This is a genomic window from Massilia sp. TS11 (assembly GCF_022012445.1).
Lineage (GTDB): Bacteria > Pseudomonadota > Gammaproteobacteria > Burkholderiales > Burkholderiaceae_D > Telluria.
The window spans coordinates 291,088-306,670 of the sequence record NZ_JAKLTS010000002.1 but is presented as its reverse complement, the minus strand read 5'-3'; the positions used below and the strand labels follow the sequence as shown (position 1 = coordinate 306,670).

Below are 15,583 nucleotides of genomic sequence, written 5' to 3'. Positions count from 1 at the left end.
GTTGGGAATTAGTTGGCCAGGGCCTTGTCGACCACTTCGCGCACATCGCGCGACAGACGCTTGCGGCGCGCCACGCCGGCCAGCGCGCGTTGCATGCGCTGCTGCAGCGCGGGCGCATAGCGGCGCCAGCGGTCGAGCATGCGCGCCAGGCGCGCCGCCACCTGCGGATTGATCGCATCCAGCGTCAGCAGCAGCTCGGCCCACAGCGCGTAGCCGCTGCCATCGTCTGCATGGAAGCGGGCCGGATTGCCGGCGCAGAAATTGAAAATCAGGCTGCGCGCGCGGTTCGGGTTCTTGATGTTCATGGCCGGATGCTGAAGCAGGCGGCGCACATCGGCCACGTGGGTGCCCGGATGGCTGGCCTGCAGCGCGAACCACTTGTCGACCACCAGCGCGTCGTCGTGGAAGTCTGTGTAGAAGCGCGCCAGCGCTTCGTCGGCCCCTGGTGCGTTCGACTGCATCAGAGCCTGCAGCGCGGCCACGCGGTCGGTCATATTGCCGGCCGTGTCGAACTGGCGCTGGGCCAGTGCGTGCACTTCGCCATCGGCGGCGCAGGCCAGATAGGCCAGGCACAGATTCTTCAAGCCGCGCTTGCCGGCCGCGCCCGCGTCGGGGCTGTAGGGGCCGGGCGTCTGGTTGGCCGCCACAGCCGCCAGCAGCTCGCTGCGCAGGCGCTCGCCAATGCTGGCACGCAGGAACTGGCGTGCCGTGTGGACGGCGCCAGGATGCACTTCGGCCAGGCGGTCGGCGATCATGGTTTCGGTCGGCAGCAGCAGGGCCTGCTCGCGGAAGGCCGGATCGAGGCGGCTGTCGTTCAACATCTTGCCCATGGCCGCGATCAGGGTGTCGTCCACCTGCAGCGGACGGCCGGCGATGGCGGCGGCCGTCAGGTCCAGCAGGCGCTGCATGGCCAGGCGCTGGCCGGCCTCCCAGCGGTTGACGGGGTCGCTGTCGTGGGCAAACAGGTGCAGCAGCTCGGCATCGGTGTACGGATACTCGAGAATCACCGGGGCCGAGAAATTGCGCAGCAACGAAGGCACGGGGGCGGCCGCGATGTCATCGAACACGAAGTCCTGGGCGTCTTCGCGCAGCTCGAGCACGCGCGTGCCGATCAGGTCGCGCCCTTCGGCATCGAGCAGGCCGACCGCCACCGGAATATGGAAGGGCAGCTTGTCGCGCTGGCCCGGCGTCGGCGGGCAGGACTGGGCCAGATGCAGCGTATAGCGGCGCGCGCCGGCATCGTAGCGGCCGCTGGCGCGCACGACCGGCGTGCCAGCCTGACTGTACCAGCGCTCGAACTGATCGAGGTCGGCGCCGTTGGCGTCGGCCATGGCGGCACGGAAGTCGTCGCAGGTCACGGCCGCGCCGTCGTGGCGCTGGAAGTACAGGTCCATGCCCTTGCGGAAGCCCTCGCGGCCGAGCAGGGTCTGGTACATGCGCACGACCTCGGCGCCTTTTTCATACACGGTCACCGTGTAGAAGTTGTTGATCTCCTGGTAGGAATCGGGCCGCACGGGGTGGGCCATCGGGCCCGCGTCCTCGGGGAACTGGGCCTGGCGCAGCGTGCGCACATGGTCGATGCGGGTGACGGCGCGGCCGCTGTCGGTGCCGATCATATCGGCCGAGAATTCCTGATCGCGGAACACGGTCAGGCCTTCCTTCAGCGACAGCTGGAACCAGTCGCGGCAGGTCACGCGGTTGCCGGTCCAGTTGTGGAAGTACTCGTGGCCGACCACCGCCTCGATGCCCTGGTAGTCGATGTCGGTGGCCACGCGCGGATTGGCCAGCACGAACTTGGTGTTGAAAATGTTCAGGCCCTTGTTCTCCATCGCACCCATGTTGAAGTCGCCGACGGCGACGATCATGAAGCGGTCGAGATCGAGTTCCAGGCCATAGCGCTGCTCATCCCAGCGAATCGCGTGCTTGAGCGACTGCATGGCGAAGTCGGTCTTGTCGAGGTTGCCCTCCTCCACCCACACCTGCAGCAGGGCCTCGCGCCCAGACGCCAGGGTGATGCGCTCTTCCTGGCAGACCAGGCGCGCCGCCACCAGGGCGAACAGATAGGACGGCTTCTTGAACGGGTCTTCCCATTTGGCGTAGTGGCGGCCGTCGCCGAGCTCGCCCTGCTCGACCAGATTCCCGTTGGACAGCAGCACCGGGTAGGCGGCCTTGTCGGCGCGCAGCATCACCGTGTAGCGCGCCATCACGTCGGGACGGTCGGGGTACCAGGTGATGTTGCGGAAGCCCTCGGCCTCGCACTGGGTGAAGAAATTGCCGTTCGAGACGTACAGGCCGTTGAGCGTGGTGTTCTTCACCGGCGCGCACAGGGTTTCGATCTCCAGCACGACCTCGTCGGGGGCGTTGGCGATGCGCAGCTCGCCGCTGTCGATCGCGTAGTCGCCCGGGCCGAGCGTGCGCCCGTTCATGCGCAGCGCCACCAGGGTGATGTCGCCGCCGAGCAGGTCGAGCGTCTTGACCGGGCTGTCCGGATTGCGCCGCATGTGCAGGCGGCTGGCCACGATCGTGCGATCGGGGTCGAGGTCGAAACCCAGTTCCACCGTATCGACCCAGAAGCCGGGCGCGGTGTAGTCCTTGCGGTAAATGGTCGGCTGACGCATGAAGCTCTACTCCAGAAAAAGCAGAAAAACGGGCAAGCCCCCTATTTTACCAAGCGGCCCTGCCGATTTCGCCGCGTATCGGATTGCAAACATTAACAATGATGCCATAACCCGGCATGGACTCCGCGCTGAGAAAAAGTCGCGTCGCAGTCGTAACAACTTGTAAAAGCTTGGCAGACCAGGGGCCGGCTTCGTAGACTAGATGCATATCCCAACAGGAGAACATCATGCGAAGCCTGATTCTGGTCGCGGCCCTGTTCCTGAGTGGCTGCGCCTCGACCATTTCGAGCAAGGTCACCACGTTCAACGAATGGAGCGCGGCGCCGGCCGGCAAGACCTACCAGTTTGAAGCCGCGGGCAAGGACGGTCCCTCGCTCGAATGGCGCGGCTACCAGAACATGGTGCGCAATGAGCTGGCCCACCTGGGCCTGAGCGAGGCCATGGCGGGCGCGCCCGATCTGCGCGTCAGCCTCGGCATCAAGGTGTACGACCAGGCCTATCAGCTGGTCTACGATCCGTTCTACCATCCGGGCCGCTTCGGTCCCTGGTATCCGGCCTGGCGCTCGCCGTTCTACCGCTATGGTCCCTACTACTCGCCGTTCTACATGGGCGCGTTTGCCGACGACGTGCGCCACCTGTACAAGCGCGAACTGCACGTGAGCATCGTCGATGCGCGCGACGGCCGCCGCCTGTGGGAGGCCACGGTGCGCAATGAAGACCCGAGCAGCGACAATCTGGAAATCCTGCCGGCCATGATCCACAGCGCCTTCACCGGCTTCCCCGGCCCCAACGGCGGCACCCGCAACATCGACATCGTCGAGGAAAAGAAGTAGCCCCAAGGGAAAACGGGGTCTGACCCCATTTATTCTGGGAGCAAGATCGAGGAGCCGGTGGTCTGGCGCGCTTCCAGCTCGCGGTGGGCCTGGGCGGCGTCGGCCAGGGCGTAGCGCTGGTGGATGTCGATCTTGACCTCGCCGCGCGCCACCACGTCGAACAGGCCCTGGGCAATCGCCTCCAGCTCGCTGCGCTGAGCGGCGTAGGCGAACAGGGTCGGGCGCGTCACATACAGCGAGCCGCGCGCCTGCAGGTCGGCCAGGTTGACGTTGTCGACCGGCCCGGTGGCATTGCCGAAGCTGACCATCAGCCCGCGCGGACGCAGGCAGTCGAGCGAACCCATGAAGGTGTCGCGCCCGATCGAGTCGTACACCACGGCCACCTTGTCGCCGCCCGTGATCTCCTTCACGCGCTCGACGAAATTCTCGGTGTTGTAGTTGATCACGTGGCTGGCCCCGTGCGCCAGCGCCAGCGCGCCCTTGGCGTCGGAACCGACCGTGCCGATCAGCTTCACCCCGAGCGCACGCGCCCACTGGCAGGCAATCAGGCCCACGCCACCGGCCGCCGCATGGAACAGGATGGTGTCGCCGCGCTGGAGCGCATAGGTGCGGTGGAACAGGTATTCGACCGTCATCCCTTTCAGCATCATGGCGGCGGCCGTCTCGAAGTCGATCGCGTCCGGCAGCTTGACCAGGATCGCGGCCGGCATCACGCGCAGGTCTGCATACGCGCCCGTTGGCCGGCTCGCATAGGCCACGCGGTCGCCCGGCTGCACATGGGTGACGCCGGGCCCCACGGCCTCGACCACGCCGGCGCCTTCCATGCCGATCCCGGCCGGCAGCGGCTGCGGGTACAGGCCGGTGCGGAAATACACGTCGATGAAGTTGACGCCGCAGGCGTGGTTGCGCACGCGCGCCTCGCCCGGGCCGGGTTCGCCCACCGCCACGTCCACCAGTTCCATCACCTCGGGCCCGCCGGTGCGGGCAATGCGGATTGCCTTGGCCATCGCCGTCTCCTGTTTTAAAAGTTACACATTTTGTTGCGATCGCAACTGCGCCAGCAGCAGGCGGGCGCTCGCCACATTGGTGGCGCAGGCCACGTTGTGCACGTCGCAGGCGCGCACCAGGGCATTGATATCGGGCTCGTGCGGCTGCGGCGTCATCGGGTCGCGCAGGAACACCACGGCGTCGATCCCGCCTTCGACCAGCAGGGTGCCGATCTGCAGGTCGCCGCCCCAGGGGCCGGACTGTTTGCGCTCGACCGTCAGGCCCAGCTCATTGATCAGGCGGGCGCCCGTGGTGCCGGTCGCCACCAGCCAGCAGCCCTGCAGAAACGCGCGGAACTCGCCGGCCAGGGCCACCATGTCGTCTTTCTTCTTGTCGTGCGCGATCAGCGCGATCCTTGGCGTCATCTCAGGCCTTCCTGGTCGATAGGAGATAGATCCCGCCCAGCACCAGGGCGGTGCCGGCGAGCTGAATCGTGGTCACGGCTTCGCCCAGCAGGGCCCAGCCGAGCAGCAGGGTCGAGACCGGCCCCACCATGCCGGCCTGGGACGCGCTCGGCGCGCCGATGCGCTGCACGGCGTACATCGTCATCCAGACCGGGAAAATCGTGCAGAACACGCCGTTGATCAGCGACAGGCCGTACACGGGCAGGGGCTGGACCAGCAGCGCGGCCGGACGCAGCAGCAGAAACTGGCCGATGCAGGCCGCGCTCGACACGCACATCGCATACGCGACCAGGCGCAGCGAACCGAGCCGCTTGACCAGCTCTCCCGACTGCAGCAGGTAGACCGCATACGCAAACGCCGAACCGAGCACCAGGCTGGCGCCCAGCACAGCGCCCCAGCCACCGCCGCGCACATCATGCTGGAACACCAGCACAATGCCGGCATACGACAGGCCCAGGGCCGTCCATTCGGTGCGGCTGACCCGGCGCTTGAGCAGGAAGGCCGTCATCAGCAGCACGAAGCTCGGGGTCAGGAACAGGATCAGGCGCTCGAGCCCGACCGAGATGTATTGCAGGCCCAGAAAGTCCAAGAAGCTCGACAGGTAGTAGCCGACCAGGCCCAGCCCGAGCACGCGCCAGCGGTCGGCCGTGGACAAGGGCGCCTCGCGCCGCATCTTCCACAGCGCCACGGCGGCGAACACGGGCAGCGAAAACAGCATGCGGAAGGCCAGCACGGTGACGGCGTCGAGCTGGTAGCGGTAGAGCAGCTTGGCGACAATCGCCTTGGTCGAGAACAGGATGGCGCCGCCGAGCGCGATGGCCAGCCCGGCCAGGTAGGAGGAACGGGTCATCCGTTCAATGTAGCAGTTTCCGCGCCGGCGCGCCGGCCGTCCCCGTTTTTCGGCCCGCCCCCCTGTGCTAGAATATCGGCCACTCTTTGTATACCTGTCGAAGGAATTGCAACATGGCTGGACACAGCAAATGGGCCAATATCAAGCATAAGAAAGCCGCCACCGACGCCAAGCGCGGCAAAATCTGGACGCGCCTGATCAAGGAAATCACGGTCGCCGCCCGTCTCGGTGGTGCCGACCCGAATGCCAATCCCCGTCTGCGCCTTGCCATCGACAAGGCGGCCGACGCCAATATGCCCAAGGATAACGTCAACCGCGCCGTCCAGCGCGGCTCGGGCGGCCTGGAAGGCGCCAACTACGAAGAGATCCGCTACGAAGGCTATGGCATCAATGGCGCCGCCATCATCGTCGACTGCATGACGGACAACCGCGTGCGCACGGTGGCCGAGGTGCGCCACGCCTTCAACAAATACGGCGGCAATATGGGTACCGAAGGCTCGGTGGCCTTCCTGTTCAAGCATTGCGGCCAGTTCTTCTTTGCCCCCGGCACCGATGAAGACAAGCTGATGGAAGTGGCGCTCGACGCCGGCGCCGAAGACGTCATCGCCGACGAGGAAGGCGGCTTCGAGGTGATCTGCGATCCCTACGAGTTCAGCAATGTGAAGGAAAAGCTGGAAGCGGCCGGCCTGAAAGCCGAAGTGGCCGAAGTGGTCATGAAGCCGGCCACCGAAACCGTGTTCACCGGCGAAGACGCACAGAAAATGCAGAAGCTCCTGGACGCCATCGAGAACCTCGACGACGTGCAAGAGGTCTATACCAACGCCGTCATTGAAGAATAATCCATGAAGATCCTGGTCGTCGGCTCGGGTGGCCGTGAACATGCATTGGCCTGGAAACTGGCCCAATCGGATAAGGTCCAGATGGTCTACGTCGCGCCGGGCAATGGCGGGACGGCGCGCGACGTGCGCCTGCAGAACGTGGCCATCACCGAGCTCGACGCCCTGGCCGATTTCGTCGAGAAAGAGCACATCGCCCTGACCGTGGTCGGGCCCGAAGTGCCGCTGGCGGCCGGCATCGTCAACCTGTTCCGTGCGCGCGGCCTGAAGATCTTCGGCCCCACGCGCGAGGCGGCCCAGCTGGAAAGCTCGAAGGATTTCGCCAAGGCCTTCATGCAGCGCCACGGCATCCCCACCGCCAAGTACCAGACCTTTACCGAGGCCGCCGCCGCCCACGCCTATGTGGACGCGAACGGCGCGCCGATCGTGATCAAGGCCGACGGCCTGGCCGCCGGCAAGGGCGTGGTGGTGGCGATGACCCTGGAAGAAGCCCACGCCGCAGTCGACCACATGCTGGCCGATAATAAATTCGGCGATGCCGGTGCCCGCATCGTGATCGAGGAGTTTCTCGCCGGCGAAGAAGCCTCCTTCATCGTCATGGTCGATGGCAAGCACGTGCTGCCGCTGGCCACCAGCCAGGACCACAAGCGCCTGCAGGACCAGGACCAGGGCCCCAACACGGGCGGCATGGGCGCCTATTCGCCGGCCCCGATCATCACGCCCTCGCTGCATGCGCGCGTGATGCGTGAAATCATCAACCCGACCGTGCAGGGCATGGCCAAGGACGGCATCGTGTTCACCGGCTTTCTGTATGCCGGCCTGATGATCGACGCCCAGGGCAACCCGCGCACGCTGGAATTCAACTGCCGCATGGGCGACCCGGAAACCCAGCCGATCATGAGCCGCCTGAAGAGCGACCTCGTGACGGTGATGGAGCACGCCGTCAACGGCACCCTCGATCAGGTCGAGCTCGACTGGGACCGCCGCACCGCAGTCGGCGTCGTGATGGCTGCGGCCGGTTATCCGGACGACCCGAAGAAAGGCGACCGCATCGACGGCATCCCGGCCGACACGCCGGAATGCGTGAGCTTCCATGCCGGCACCAAGATCGACGCCAATGGCGCGCTGGTGACGTCCGGCGGGCGCGTGCTGTGCGTGGTCGGCCTGGGCGACTCGGTACGCATGGCCCAGAAGCAGGCCTATGAAACGGTCGACAAGATCCACTTCGACGGCATGCAGTTCCGCCGCGATATCGGCTGGCGCGGCCTGAAGCACTGATCATGACGACGCCCGATTCCGCCCAGGTCAAGGCCTGGCTGCTCGATCTGCAGGAGCGCATCGTCGCCGGCCTCGAAGGCGTGGACGGCAAGCCCTTCCTGCGCGATGCCTGGACCCGTGCCGAAGGCGGCGGCGGCATTTCGCGTCTGGTCGAAGAAGGCAATGTGCTCGAACGCGGCGGGGTCAATTTCTCGCACGTGAAGGGCGCCAAGCTGCCGCCCTCGGCCGCGGCCAACCGCCCCGAGCTGGCCGGGCGCCAGTGGGAGGCGATGGGCGTGTCGCTGGTACTGCACCCGCGTAACCCGTATGCGCCGACCGTGCACATGAACGTGCGCTTTTTCATCACCACGGCCGAAGGCGAAGAAGCGGTCTGGTGGTTCGGCGGCGGCATGGACCTGACGCCCTACTACGGCAATCTGGACGACGCGCGCCATTTCCACCGCGTCTGCCACGATGCCGTCGGCCCCGAGCTGCATCCGCGTTTCAAGGCCTGGTGCGACGAGTATTTTTATCTGAAGCACCGCCAGGAAGCGCGCGGCGTGGGCGGCATCTTCTTCGATGACTTCAACGCCCCCGGCTTCGAAGCCAGCTTCGCCATGACGCGCCGCGTCGGCGACGCCTTCCTCGACGCCTACCTGCCGATCCTGACAGCGCGCAAGGACACGCCGTATGGCGAGCGCGAGCGCGACTTCCAGGCCTACCGGCGCGGGCGCTATGTCGAGTTCAACCTGGTGTTCGACCGCGGCACCCATTTCGGCCTGCAGTCGGGCGGCCGGACCGAGGCCATCCTGATGTCGATGCCGCCGATCGTCAAATGGCGCTATCAGTGGCATCCGGAAGACGGCAGCCCGGAAGCGAAGCTGTACACCGACTTCCTGCCGCACCGCGACTGGCTCAAGGACTGAGGTGAGCGGCCCGACCCTCCTGCTGGGCGGCAGTTTCGACCCGGTGCACGAGGGCCACATCGCCCTCGCCCGCCTGTTCAGCGAACTGCTGCAACCGCGCGAGCTGCGCATCATTCCGGCCGGTCTGCCGTGGCAGAAAGGCAGCCTGGTGGCCACGCCGGAGCAGCGCTGCGCAATGCTGCAACTGGCCTTCGACTACCACCATCTGCCGGTGGTGCTCGATTGCCGTGAAATCCGGCGCCAGGCGCCGAGCTACACGATCGACACCCTGCGCAGTGTGCGCGCAGAACTGGGCCCGGAGGCGCCCCTGGTGTTTGCCATGGGCGAGGACCAGCTGCAGCGGCTCGACACCTGGAAGGACTGGCGCGCCCTGTTCGAAGAAGGGCATATCGTGGTCGGTGCGCGCCCCGGTTTCGCGGCCACGCTGGCCCCGGCCGTGCACCAGGAATTCATGCGGCGCCAGGCCACACTGGCGCAGTTGCGTACGGCGCCGGCGGGCGGCACGTATTTTGCGCCCGACCTGGCGGTGGAAATCGCCTCGAGCGCGGTGCGGGCCGGGCTGGAACGCGGCGATGTGGAAAAACGGCACCTGGCCCCGGTGGTGCTAGACTATATTCAACAACAAAACTTGTATAAGAAGAGCTAAATGGATATCAAAAAACTCCAAGCCGTCGTCGTCGACGCGCTCGAAGATGTGAAGGGCCAGGAAATCGTCCTGTTCGACACGACCCACCTGACCTCCCTGTTCGACCGCATCTGCGTCGCCTCGGGTACCTCCAACCGCCAGACGCGCGCCCTGGCCGCCTCGGTGGTGGAAAAGGTCAAGGAAAATGGCGGCGGCGTCAACGGCGTCGAAGGCGAGGACACCGGTGAATGGGTGCTGGTCGATCTGGGCGACATGATCGTCCACATCATGCAGCCGGCCATCCGCCAGTACTACCGCCTGGAAGAAATCTGGGGCGACAAGCCGGTCAAGCTGGGCGCTGCCAAGCGCAAGTCCTCGGCCGAAGCCAAAGCCATGGACGACGCCAAGCCCAAGCGCGCCAAGCATCTGGCCGCCTCCAAGCTGGCCGAGATCGCCGAGCCGGTGGTCGAGAAGAAGGCCCCGGCCAAGCGCGCCGCGCCGAAGAAAACCGCAGCCAAGTCGGCTGTCCCGGAAGGCAAGAAGGTGAAAGTCGCCGCCACCAAGACGGCCACTGCTTCGGCCAAGGCCGCCAAGGAAAAGAAAGTGGCCGCCACGGCCGCTGGCGCCCCGGTCAAGAAAGTCGTCAAGCGCGTCGTCAAGAAGCCGGCCGCCGACGAGTAATCCGTGCAGCTGATCATTGCTGCGGTCGGCCACAAGATGCCGGCCTGGATCGAGACCGGCTTTGCCGAGTACGTCAAGCGCATGCCGCCTGAGCTGCGCATCGTGCTCAAAGAGGTGAAGCCGGTCGAGCGCAGCGGCAGCAAGACCACGCCCGCGGCCGCCATGGCCCAGGAGCGTGAACGCATTGAAGCCGTGCTGCCCAAGGGCGTGCGCATCATCGCCCTCGACGAGCGCGGCAAGGACCTGACCAGCGTCGGCCTGTCGCAGCAACTGGAAAGCTGGCAGCGCGACGGGCGCGACACCGCCTTCCTGATCGGCGGGGCCGATGGCCTCGACCCGGAGCTGAAGGCGCGCGCCGAGGGCATGGTCCGCATCTCGAGCATGACCCTGCCGCATGGCATGGTGCGCGTGATGCTGGCTGAACAGCTTTACCGCGCCTGGACCATTACCCAGAACCACCCTTACCACCGCGTCTGATGAAGCCTGTCGATCACAAGATTTATCTGGCCTCGAAAAGTCCGCGCCGGCGCGAGCTGCTGCGCCAGATCGGCGTCGATTACGAATTGCTGCTGCTGCGCGAGGCCGCTCCGCGCGGGCCGGATGTGACCGAAGCCGTGCTGGCGGGCGAACCGGCGGCCGTGTATGTGGCGCGGGTGGCGCGCGAGAAGGCGGAGTTCGCGGCCAAGGTGATGCGCATGCGCCATCTGCCGCAGCGGCCGCTGCTGACAGCCGATACGACGGTCACGATCGATGGCGAGATTCTGGGCAAGCCGGCCGACACGGCCGAAGCTGTGCACATGCTCGAGCGCTATTCGGGGCGCGAGCATCAGGTGCTGACCTCGGTGGCGGTCTGGCATGAGGGTGTCGTGCATCAGGTGACGCAGGTGTCGAATGTGCGCTTCTGTACGCTGACGCCGGAGGCCATCCGCGCCTATTGCGCTTCGAACGAGCCGTATGACAAGGCGGGGGCGTATGGCATTCAGGGGCTGGCGGCCGTGTTCATTGAACACATCGAGGGCAGCCACTCGGGCATCATGGGGCTGCCCTTGTTTGAAACGGCGCAGCTGCTGCGCACGGCGGGGTTGGTGTTGCCTTAATTTGGCGTTGGTGCGCGGGTCTGAAGACCCGCCCTACGCCTCGTTCATCCCGCGGTGGCTTTATCTGGCTTTGGTGCGCGGGTCTGAAGACCCGCCCTACGCCTCGTTCATCCCGCGTTGGCTTCATCTGGCGTTGGGGCGCGGGTCTGAAGACCCGCCCTACGCCTCGCTCATCCTGCGGTGGCTTCATCTGGCGTCGGCACGCGGGTCTGAAGACCCGCCCTACGCCTCGTTCATCCCGCGGTGGCTTTATCTGGCTTTGGTGCGCGGGTCTGAAGACCCGCCCTACGCCTCGTTCATCCCGCGTTGGCTTTATCTGGCGTTGGTGCGCGGGTCTGAAGACCCGCCCTACGACTCTGTCCGGCGTTGGTGCGCGGGTCTGAAGACCCGCCCTACGACTCCGCGAGCTACGACTCCGCGAGCGTGATGGTGGATGTAGGGCGGGTCTTCAGACCCGCGTGCCCGATGCGCCTCACTCCACCCGCTTGGCCTTGTTCTCGCGCGGGCCCTGGCGCAGGCTGGCGGCCACGATCTTTCCGCCCGCATCCTTCTCGAACACCAACTTCACCTCGCCGCTACCGAGGAAGAACTCGCCATCGGACTTGGCCTGCAAGGGCACCTTGCTCTGATTGGTCACCTGCATGAACAGGCGCTCGCCCTCGCGCGTGACCTCGATGAACACCTTCTCGACAATCTGATAGCGGCCCACATACGCGTCCAGCTGGGCCGGCGTGAGCGTGATCGCCACCGGCGGCGGCTCCGCCTTCGCCAGCGGGAAGGTCTCGCTCAGCAGATGGCGCCCGATATCATCGTAATCATTCGCCGCATTCCCCAGCACCACCACGCCCTTCTGCGCGGCCTTGTCGAAGCCGATGAAACTGTGGAAGCCGCCGCTCTGGCCGTTGTGCCACACATGACTCAGGCCATTGCGCTGCAGGATGTGCCAGCCGAGGCCGATCTGCATAGCCTCGCTGCCAGCCGCCGCGCGCGCCGCCTGCGTGTCCTGCATGGCCGCGGCCAGGGACACCGGCGCCGGTTTCAGGCCCATCTCGGCGGCCAGGAATTTCAGCATGTCCTTGACCGTCGAGCGCACGGCGCCGGCGCCGGCCAGCGCGTCCATGTCCCAGTTCGCGGTCGGGCGCAGCATCGGGTCGTGCCCACGCGCCATGCGCGCGGCCAGCGCCGGGCTCAAAACCACGGTCGTGTCCTGCATGCCGAGCGGATCGAAAATGCGCTCCTTCAGCAGCTGGGCGTAGGGCTTGCCCGCACGCAGAGACAGCAGATGGCCGAGCAGACCCGCGCCGAGGTTCGAATATTCATACTTCTCACCCGGCTCGCGCGCCAGCGTGTGGGAGTTCAGAAACGCGTACAGCTGTTCCGGGCCATAGTCGGCATACGGATTACGCCGGTCCTTGGGCGCCATATTGTCGGGCAGGCGCGGCAGGCCGGAGCGGTGGCTAGCCAGGTCGGCCAGGGTGATCTCCTTGCCATTGCGGCTCGGCGCCTTGACGCCGGCCGGCAGCAGGCCGCTGATCGGTTCGTCCAGCCGCACTTCGCCGCGCCGGACCATGTCGGCCAGCAGCGTGGCGGTGAAGACCTTGCTGACCGAACCGACTTCGAACAGGGTGTCGCCATCGACGGCCACGCCATCGGCAGCCGTCTTGCCATAGGCTGTGATGCGCGCGCCCTGGGCATCGAGTTCGCCGACCACCAGGCCGACACCGCGGCGCGCCGTATCGACGCGTTCCTTGAGGATGGCTTGCACATCGGCCGCTTGCACCGGCGCAGCGCAGACCGCCAGCGCCAGCACGGCCGCCCAGACTTGAATTCGCATGCTGTTGACTCTCTCTCGTTGTGATCAAAGCGCCTATTCCAGCGAGCGCCACGGAAAGTTCCCGGAATCGCATACATACGCGGAGGCCCGTGTATCATGGCCGTATGAACGAAGACATTCTCATCAATATTACGCCTCAAGAAACGCGCGTGGCCCTGATCGTGCAAGGCGCCGTGCAGGAGCTGCATATCGAACGCACGCTGACGCGCGGGCTGGCGGGCAACATCTACCTGGGCAAAGTCGTGCGCGTGCTGCCTGGCATGCAGTCGGCCTTCATCGACATCGGCCTGGAACGCGCCGCCTTCCTGCACGTGGCCGACATCTGGGAGGCACGCAATCCGGATACGCCCAACGCCGCCCCTACCCCGATTGAAAAGACCCTGTTCGACGGCCAGGTGCTGATGGTGCAGGTGATCAAGGATCCGATCGGCACCAAGGGCGCGCGCCTGTCCACCCAGATTTCCATCGCCGGCCGCATGCTGGTGTTTCTGCCGCAGGATTCGCATATCGGCATTTCGCAGAAAATCGAAAAGGAAGCCGACCGCGAAGCCCTGCGCGCCCGTCTGCAGGGCCTGCTGCCCGCGGGTGAAAAAGGCGGCTTCATCGTGCGTACCCAGGCCGAGGATGCGAGCGACGCCGACCTGCTCGGCGACGTCGAGTACCTGAAGAAGACCTGGAAGGCCATCACCGAGGGGGCGCGCACGCGTCCGGCCACCAGCCTACTGTACCAGGACCTGAACCTGGCCCAGCGCGTGCTGCGCGACTTCGTGCATGATGAAACGGCGACGATCCAGGTCGACTCGCGCGAGAACTACCAGAAGCTGCTGGAATTCGGCACCGAATACACGCCCACCGTGCTGCCCAAGCTGCAGCACTACACGGGCGAGCGGCCGCTGTTCGATCTGTATGGCGTCGAGGAGGAAATCCAGCGCGCGCTCGGGCGCCGTGTCGAGCTCAAGTCGGGCGGCTATCTGATCGTCGACCAGACCGAGGCCATGACTACCATCGACGTCAACACCGGCGGCTTCGTGGGCGGGCGCAATTTCGCCGACACCATCTTCAAGACCAATCTCGAAGCGGCGCACGCGATTGCGCGCCAGCTGCGCCTGCGCAATCTGGGCGGCATCATCATCCTCGACTTCATCGACATGGAGAACCTCGAGCACCGCAACGCCGTCCTCGCCGAGCTGAAGAAGGCGCTGGCGCGCGACCGCACCAAGGTCTCGGTCTCGGGCTTCTCGGCCCTGGGCCTGGTGGAGATGACGCGCAAGCGCACGCGCGAGTCGCTCGCCCATATCCTGTGCGAAGTCTGCCCCGCCTGCGAGGGCAAGGGCCAGGTCAAGACCAGCCGCACGATCTGCTACGAGATCCTGCGCGAGCTGCTGCGCGAAGCCAAGCAGTTCAACCCGCGCGAGTTCCGCATCCTCGCCTCGCAGGAGGTGATCGACCTGTTCCTCGAGGAGGAGTCGCAGCACCTGGCCATGCTCGGCGACTTCATCGGCAAGCAGATCTCCCTGCAGGTCGAGAACTCCTACCACCAGGAGCAGTACGACGTGATTTTGATGTAGGCGCCGGCCCGTTTCGATACAAATTCACTGAATTTGCGGACAAAGAGCGATTTACACTGCGAGCTTTTTGGTCACGCATATGGCATACCGATTCTCTCCTGGCGCTGCGGCAGCGCTGTTCTGCATCGCCCTCAGCGCCCAGGCGGCCAGCCTGACGCCCTATCAGCAAGCGGCGCTCAACAAGATGCTGGCCCAGGTGCCGGCCGAGCAGCGCGCCATGGTCCGCCCGCAGCTCGAAGCCATGGTCAGCCGCCTGGGCAAGGCCGAAATCGACATGATGATGGCCAAGATGAACGAATCGCAGAAGCAGGAATCGCCGCCCGAGGCCAGCGGCGGCGGCGAATGGGGCAAGGCCGAGGCCGACTACGCGGCGGCCTTTCCGAAAGTTCAGGCCTACATCGCCCATGTGGCCGAGGCCCACGACCGCATGCTCGCGCGCTGGAACCAGACGCTGAACACGCTGCGCGCGGAATTCGAGCAGAAACGCAGCAACAGCTTCGTCGACAACAACACGCTCGAGAGCTGCGAGCGCGCGCTGAACCTGGTTCCGCAAGGCCGCGCGCGCATGCCGCAACTGGCCGAGAACAATGCCGAGCAAGACCGCATCCTGACCCGCATCCTGGTCGAAAACCGCGCCAACTACGCCAGTCCTGAGGCCTATGCCAAGATGATCGGCCAGAAGGTCGACAGCGAGATGATGCAGGCGGTGCGCTACCACTGGTCGGCGCCGATGCCCGAGAACGAGGTCCTGGCGCGCCTGGGCAAGATCGAAACCGACATGCTGAGCCTGCTGGAAGCGAATACGCGCGAACTGCACCGCATCTACCAGACGCCCTATCCGGACCAGATGTCAGGCGGCGTCTCGAAAATGCTGGAGCGCGATCTCGAGGCCCACCGCAACAAAGGCAGCAAGGCCGCCACGGCCCTGTGCGCGCCCGGCTATGAGGCCTATACGCGCGGTCTGATCCAGTACCTGGCCCCGGTCGCCGCGAAACTCAAACACTGAT

General features: G+C 65.7%; 15 protein-coding genes. 10 read left to right on the top strand and 5 right to left on the bottom strand.

All coding sequences use genetic code 11. The features are described 5' to 3' along the window. Nucleotides 1-8: 8 nt before the first annotated feature. Complete coding sequence (gene pepN, locus LZ005_RS04805; protein ID WP_237805220.1) at nucleotides 9-2,618, bottom strand: aminopeptidase N; 2,610 nt, start codon at nucleotides 2,616-2,618, stop codon at nucleotides 9-11. A gap of 227 nt (nucleotides 2,619-2,845) precedes the next feature. Here pepN and LZ005_RS04800 point away from each other — a divergent pair, with 227 nt between their 5' ends. Then, nucleotides 2,846-3,451 (top strand): DUF4136 domain-containing protein, encoded by a 606-nt coding sequence (locus LZ005_RS04800; protein ID WP_237805218.1) that lies wholly within the window; start codon nucleotides 2,846-2,848, stop codon nucleotides 3,449-3,451. A 29-nt stretch (nucleotides 3,452-3,480) separates the two neighbouring features. Here the strand turns inward: LZ005_RS04800 and LZ005_RS04795 are convergent, their stop codons facing one another. The 3 genes from LZ005_RS04795 to LZ005_RS04785 are packed head-to-tail and all read right to left on the bottom strand — an operon-like array spanning nucleotide 3,481 to nucleotide 5,752. Further along, nucleotides 3,481-4,458, bottom strand: coding sequence for a quinone oxidoreductase (locus LZ005_RS04795; protein ID WP_237805216.1), 978 nt, complete (start codon nucleotides 4,456-4,458; stop codon nucleotides 3,481-3,483). 21 nt (nucleotides 4,459-4,479) lie between these two features. Next, a complete protein-coding gene (locus tag LZ005_RS04790; protein ID WP_237805214.1) occupies nucleotides 4,480-4,863 on the bottom strand; it encodes a methylglyoxal synthase in 384 nt (127 codons plus the stop codon). Between the two features lies 1 nt (nucleotide 4,864). Beyond that, nucleotides 4,865-5,752 (bottom strand): DMT family transporter, encoded by an 888-nt coding sequence (locus LZ005_RS04785; RefSeq protein ID WP_237805213.1) that lies wholly within the window; start codon nucleotides 5,750-5,752, stop codon nucleotides 4,865-4,867. Between the two features lie 113 nt (nucleotides 5,753-5,865). On the opposite strand from LZ005_RS04785, the gene LZ005_RS04780 reads away from it, so the two are divergent. From LZ005_RS04780 to LZ005_RS04750, 7 genes are read left to right on the top strand one after another with little or no spacing between them, the layout of a single operon-like run. Then, complete coding sequence (locus LZ005_RS04780; protein ID WP_237805210.1) at nucleotides 5,866-6,591, top strand: YebC/PmpR family DNA-binding transcriptional regulator; 726 nt, start codon at nucleotides 5,866-5,868, stop codon at nucleotides 6,589-6,591. Between the two features lie 3 nt (nucleotides 6,592-6,594). Then, on the top strand, nucleotides 6,595-7,866 hold the full coding sequence (purD, locus tag LZ005_RS04775; RefSeq protein WP_237805208.1) for a phosphoribosylamine--glycine ligase: 1,272 nt from the start codon (nucleotides 6,595-6,597) through the stop codon (nucleotides 7,864-7,866). 2 nt (nucleotides 7,867-7,868) lie between these two features. Then, complete coding sequence (gene hemF, locus LZ005_RS04770; protein WP_237805206.1) at nucleotides 7,869-8,771, top strand: oxygen-dependent coproporphyrinogen oxidase; 903 nt, start codon at nucleotides 7,869-7,871, stop codon at nucleotides 8,769-8,771. A gap of 1 nt (nucleotide 8,772) precedes the next feature. Further along, entirely contained in the window at nucleotides 8,773-9,417 is a 645-nt protein-coding gene (gene nadD / locus LZ005_RS04765) for a nicotinate-nucleotide adenylyltransferase (RefSeq protein WP_237805204.1), read from the top strand. Beyond that, nucleotides 9,418-10,077 (top strand): ribosome silencing factor, encoded by a 660-nt coding sequence (rsfS, locus tag LZ005_RS04760; protein ID WP_237805202.1) that lies wholly within the window; start codon nucleotides 9,418-9,420, stop codon nucleotides 10,075-10,077. 3 nt (nucleotides 10,078-10,080) lie between these two features. Next, a complete protein-coding gene (gene rlmH, locus LZ005_RS04755; protein ID WP_237805200.1) occupies nucleotides 10,081-10,554 on the top strand; it encodes a 23S rRNA (pseudouridine(1915)-N(3))-methyltransferase RlmH in 474 nt (157 codons plus the stop codon). Beyond that, nucleotides 10,554-11,174, top strand: coding sequence for a nucleoside triphosphate pyrophosphatase (locus LZ005_RS04750; RefSeq protein ID WP_237805198.1), 621 nt, complete (start codon nucleotides 10,554-10,556; stop codon nucleotides 11,172-11,174). Before rlmH ends, LZ005_RS04750 begins: the two co-directional genes overlap by 1 nt. A 472-nt stretch (nucleotides 11,175-11,646) precedes the next feature. Here the strand turns inward: LZ005_RS04750 and LZ005_RS04745 are convergent, their stop codons facing one another. Further along, complete coding sequence (locus tag LZ005_RS04745; RefSeq protein ID WP_237805196.1) at nucleotides 11,647-13,008, bottom strand: serine hydrolase; 1,362 nt, start codon at nucleotides 13,006-13,008, stop codon at nucleotides 11,647-11,649. 104 nt (nucleotides 13,009-13,112) lie between these two features. On the opposite strand from LZ005_RS04745, the gene rng reads away from it, so the two are divergent. Both rng and LZ005_RS04735 read left to right on the top strand, forming a co-directional pair. Continuing rightward, the gene (gene rng / locus LZ005_RS04740; protein ID WP_237805194.1) at nucleotides 13,113-14,576 is read left to right on the top strand and encodes a ribonuclease G; all 1,464 of its coding nucleotides are present in this window, start codon (nucleotides 13,113-13,115) and stop codon (nucleotides 14,574-14,576) included. Between the two features lie 79 nt (nucleotides 14,577-14,655). Further along, nucleotides 14,656-15,582 carry a hypothetical protein gene (locus LZ005_RS04735; RefSeq protein WP_237805192.1) on the top strand — a complete coding sequence of 309 codons (927 nt, stop codon included), beginning with the start codon at nucleotides 14,656-14,658 and terminating at the stop codon, nucleotides 15,580-15,582. The last annotated feature ends 1 nt before the right edge of the window (nucleotide 15,583 follow it).

Excerpts from the sequence above, each read along its gene's own strand:
- LZ005_RS04745 (WP_237805196.1), bottom strand. The coding sequence starts at position 13,008 with ATGCGAATTCAAGTCTGGGCGGCCGTGCTGGCGCTGGCGGTCTGCGCT.
- rsfS (WP_237805202.1), top strand. The coding sequence starts at position 9,418 with ATGGATATCAAAAAACTCCAAGCCGTCGTCGTCGACGCGCTCGAAGAT.
- LZ005_RS04795 (WP_237805216.1), bottom strand. The coding sequence starts at position 4,458 with ATGGCCAAGGCAATCCGCATTGCCCGCACCGGCGGGCCCGAGGTGATG.
- LZ005_RS04790 (WP_237805214.1), bottom strand. The coding sequence starts at position 4,863 with ATGACGCCAAGGATCGCGCTGATCGCGCACGACAAGAAGAAAGACGAC.
- hemF (WP_237805206.1), top strand. The coding sequence starts at position 7,869 with ATGACGACGCCCGATTCCGCCCAGGTCAAGGCCTGGCTGCTCGATCTG.
- LZ005_RS04735 (WP_237805192.1), top strand. The coding sequence starts at position 14,656 with ATGGCATACCGATTCTCTCCTGGCGCTGCGGCAGCGCTGTTCTGCATC.
- pepN (WP_237805220.1), bottom strand. The coding sequence starts at position 2,618 with ATGCGTCAGCCGACCATTTACCGCAAGGACTACACCGCGCCCGGCTTC.
- LZ005_RS04750 (WP_237805198.1), top strand. The coding sequence starts at position 10,554 with ATGAAGCCTGTCGATCACAAGATTTATCTGGCCTCGAAAAGTCCGCGC.
- rng (WP_237805194.1), top strand. The coding sequence starts at position 13,113 with ATGAACGAAGACATTCTCATCAATATTACGCCTCAAGAAACGCGCGTG.
- LZ005_RS04800 (WP_237805218.1), top strand. The coding sequence starts at position 2,846 with ATGCGAAGCCTGATTCTGGTCGCGGCCCTGTTCCTGAGTGGCTGCGCC.
- purD (WP_237805208.1), top strand. The coding sequence starts at position 6,595 with ATGAAGATCCTGGTCGTCGGCTCGGGTGGCCGTGAACATGCATTGGCC.
- LZ005_RS04780 (WP_237805210.1), top strand. The coding sequence starts at position 5,866 with ATGGCTGGACACAGCAAATGGGCCAATATCAAGCATAAGAAAGCCGCC.
- LZ005_RS04785 (WP_237805213.1), bottom strand. The coding sequence starts at position 5,752 with ATGACCCGTTCCTCCTACCTGGCCGGGCTGGCCATCGCGCTCGGCGGC.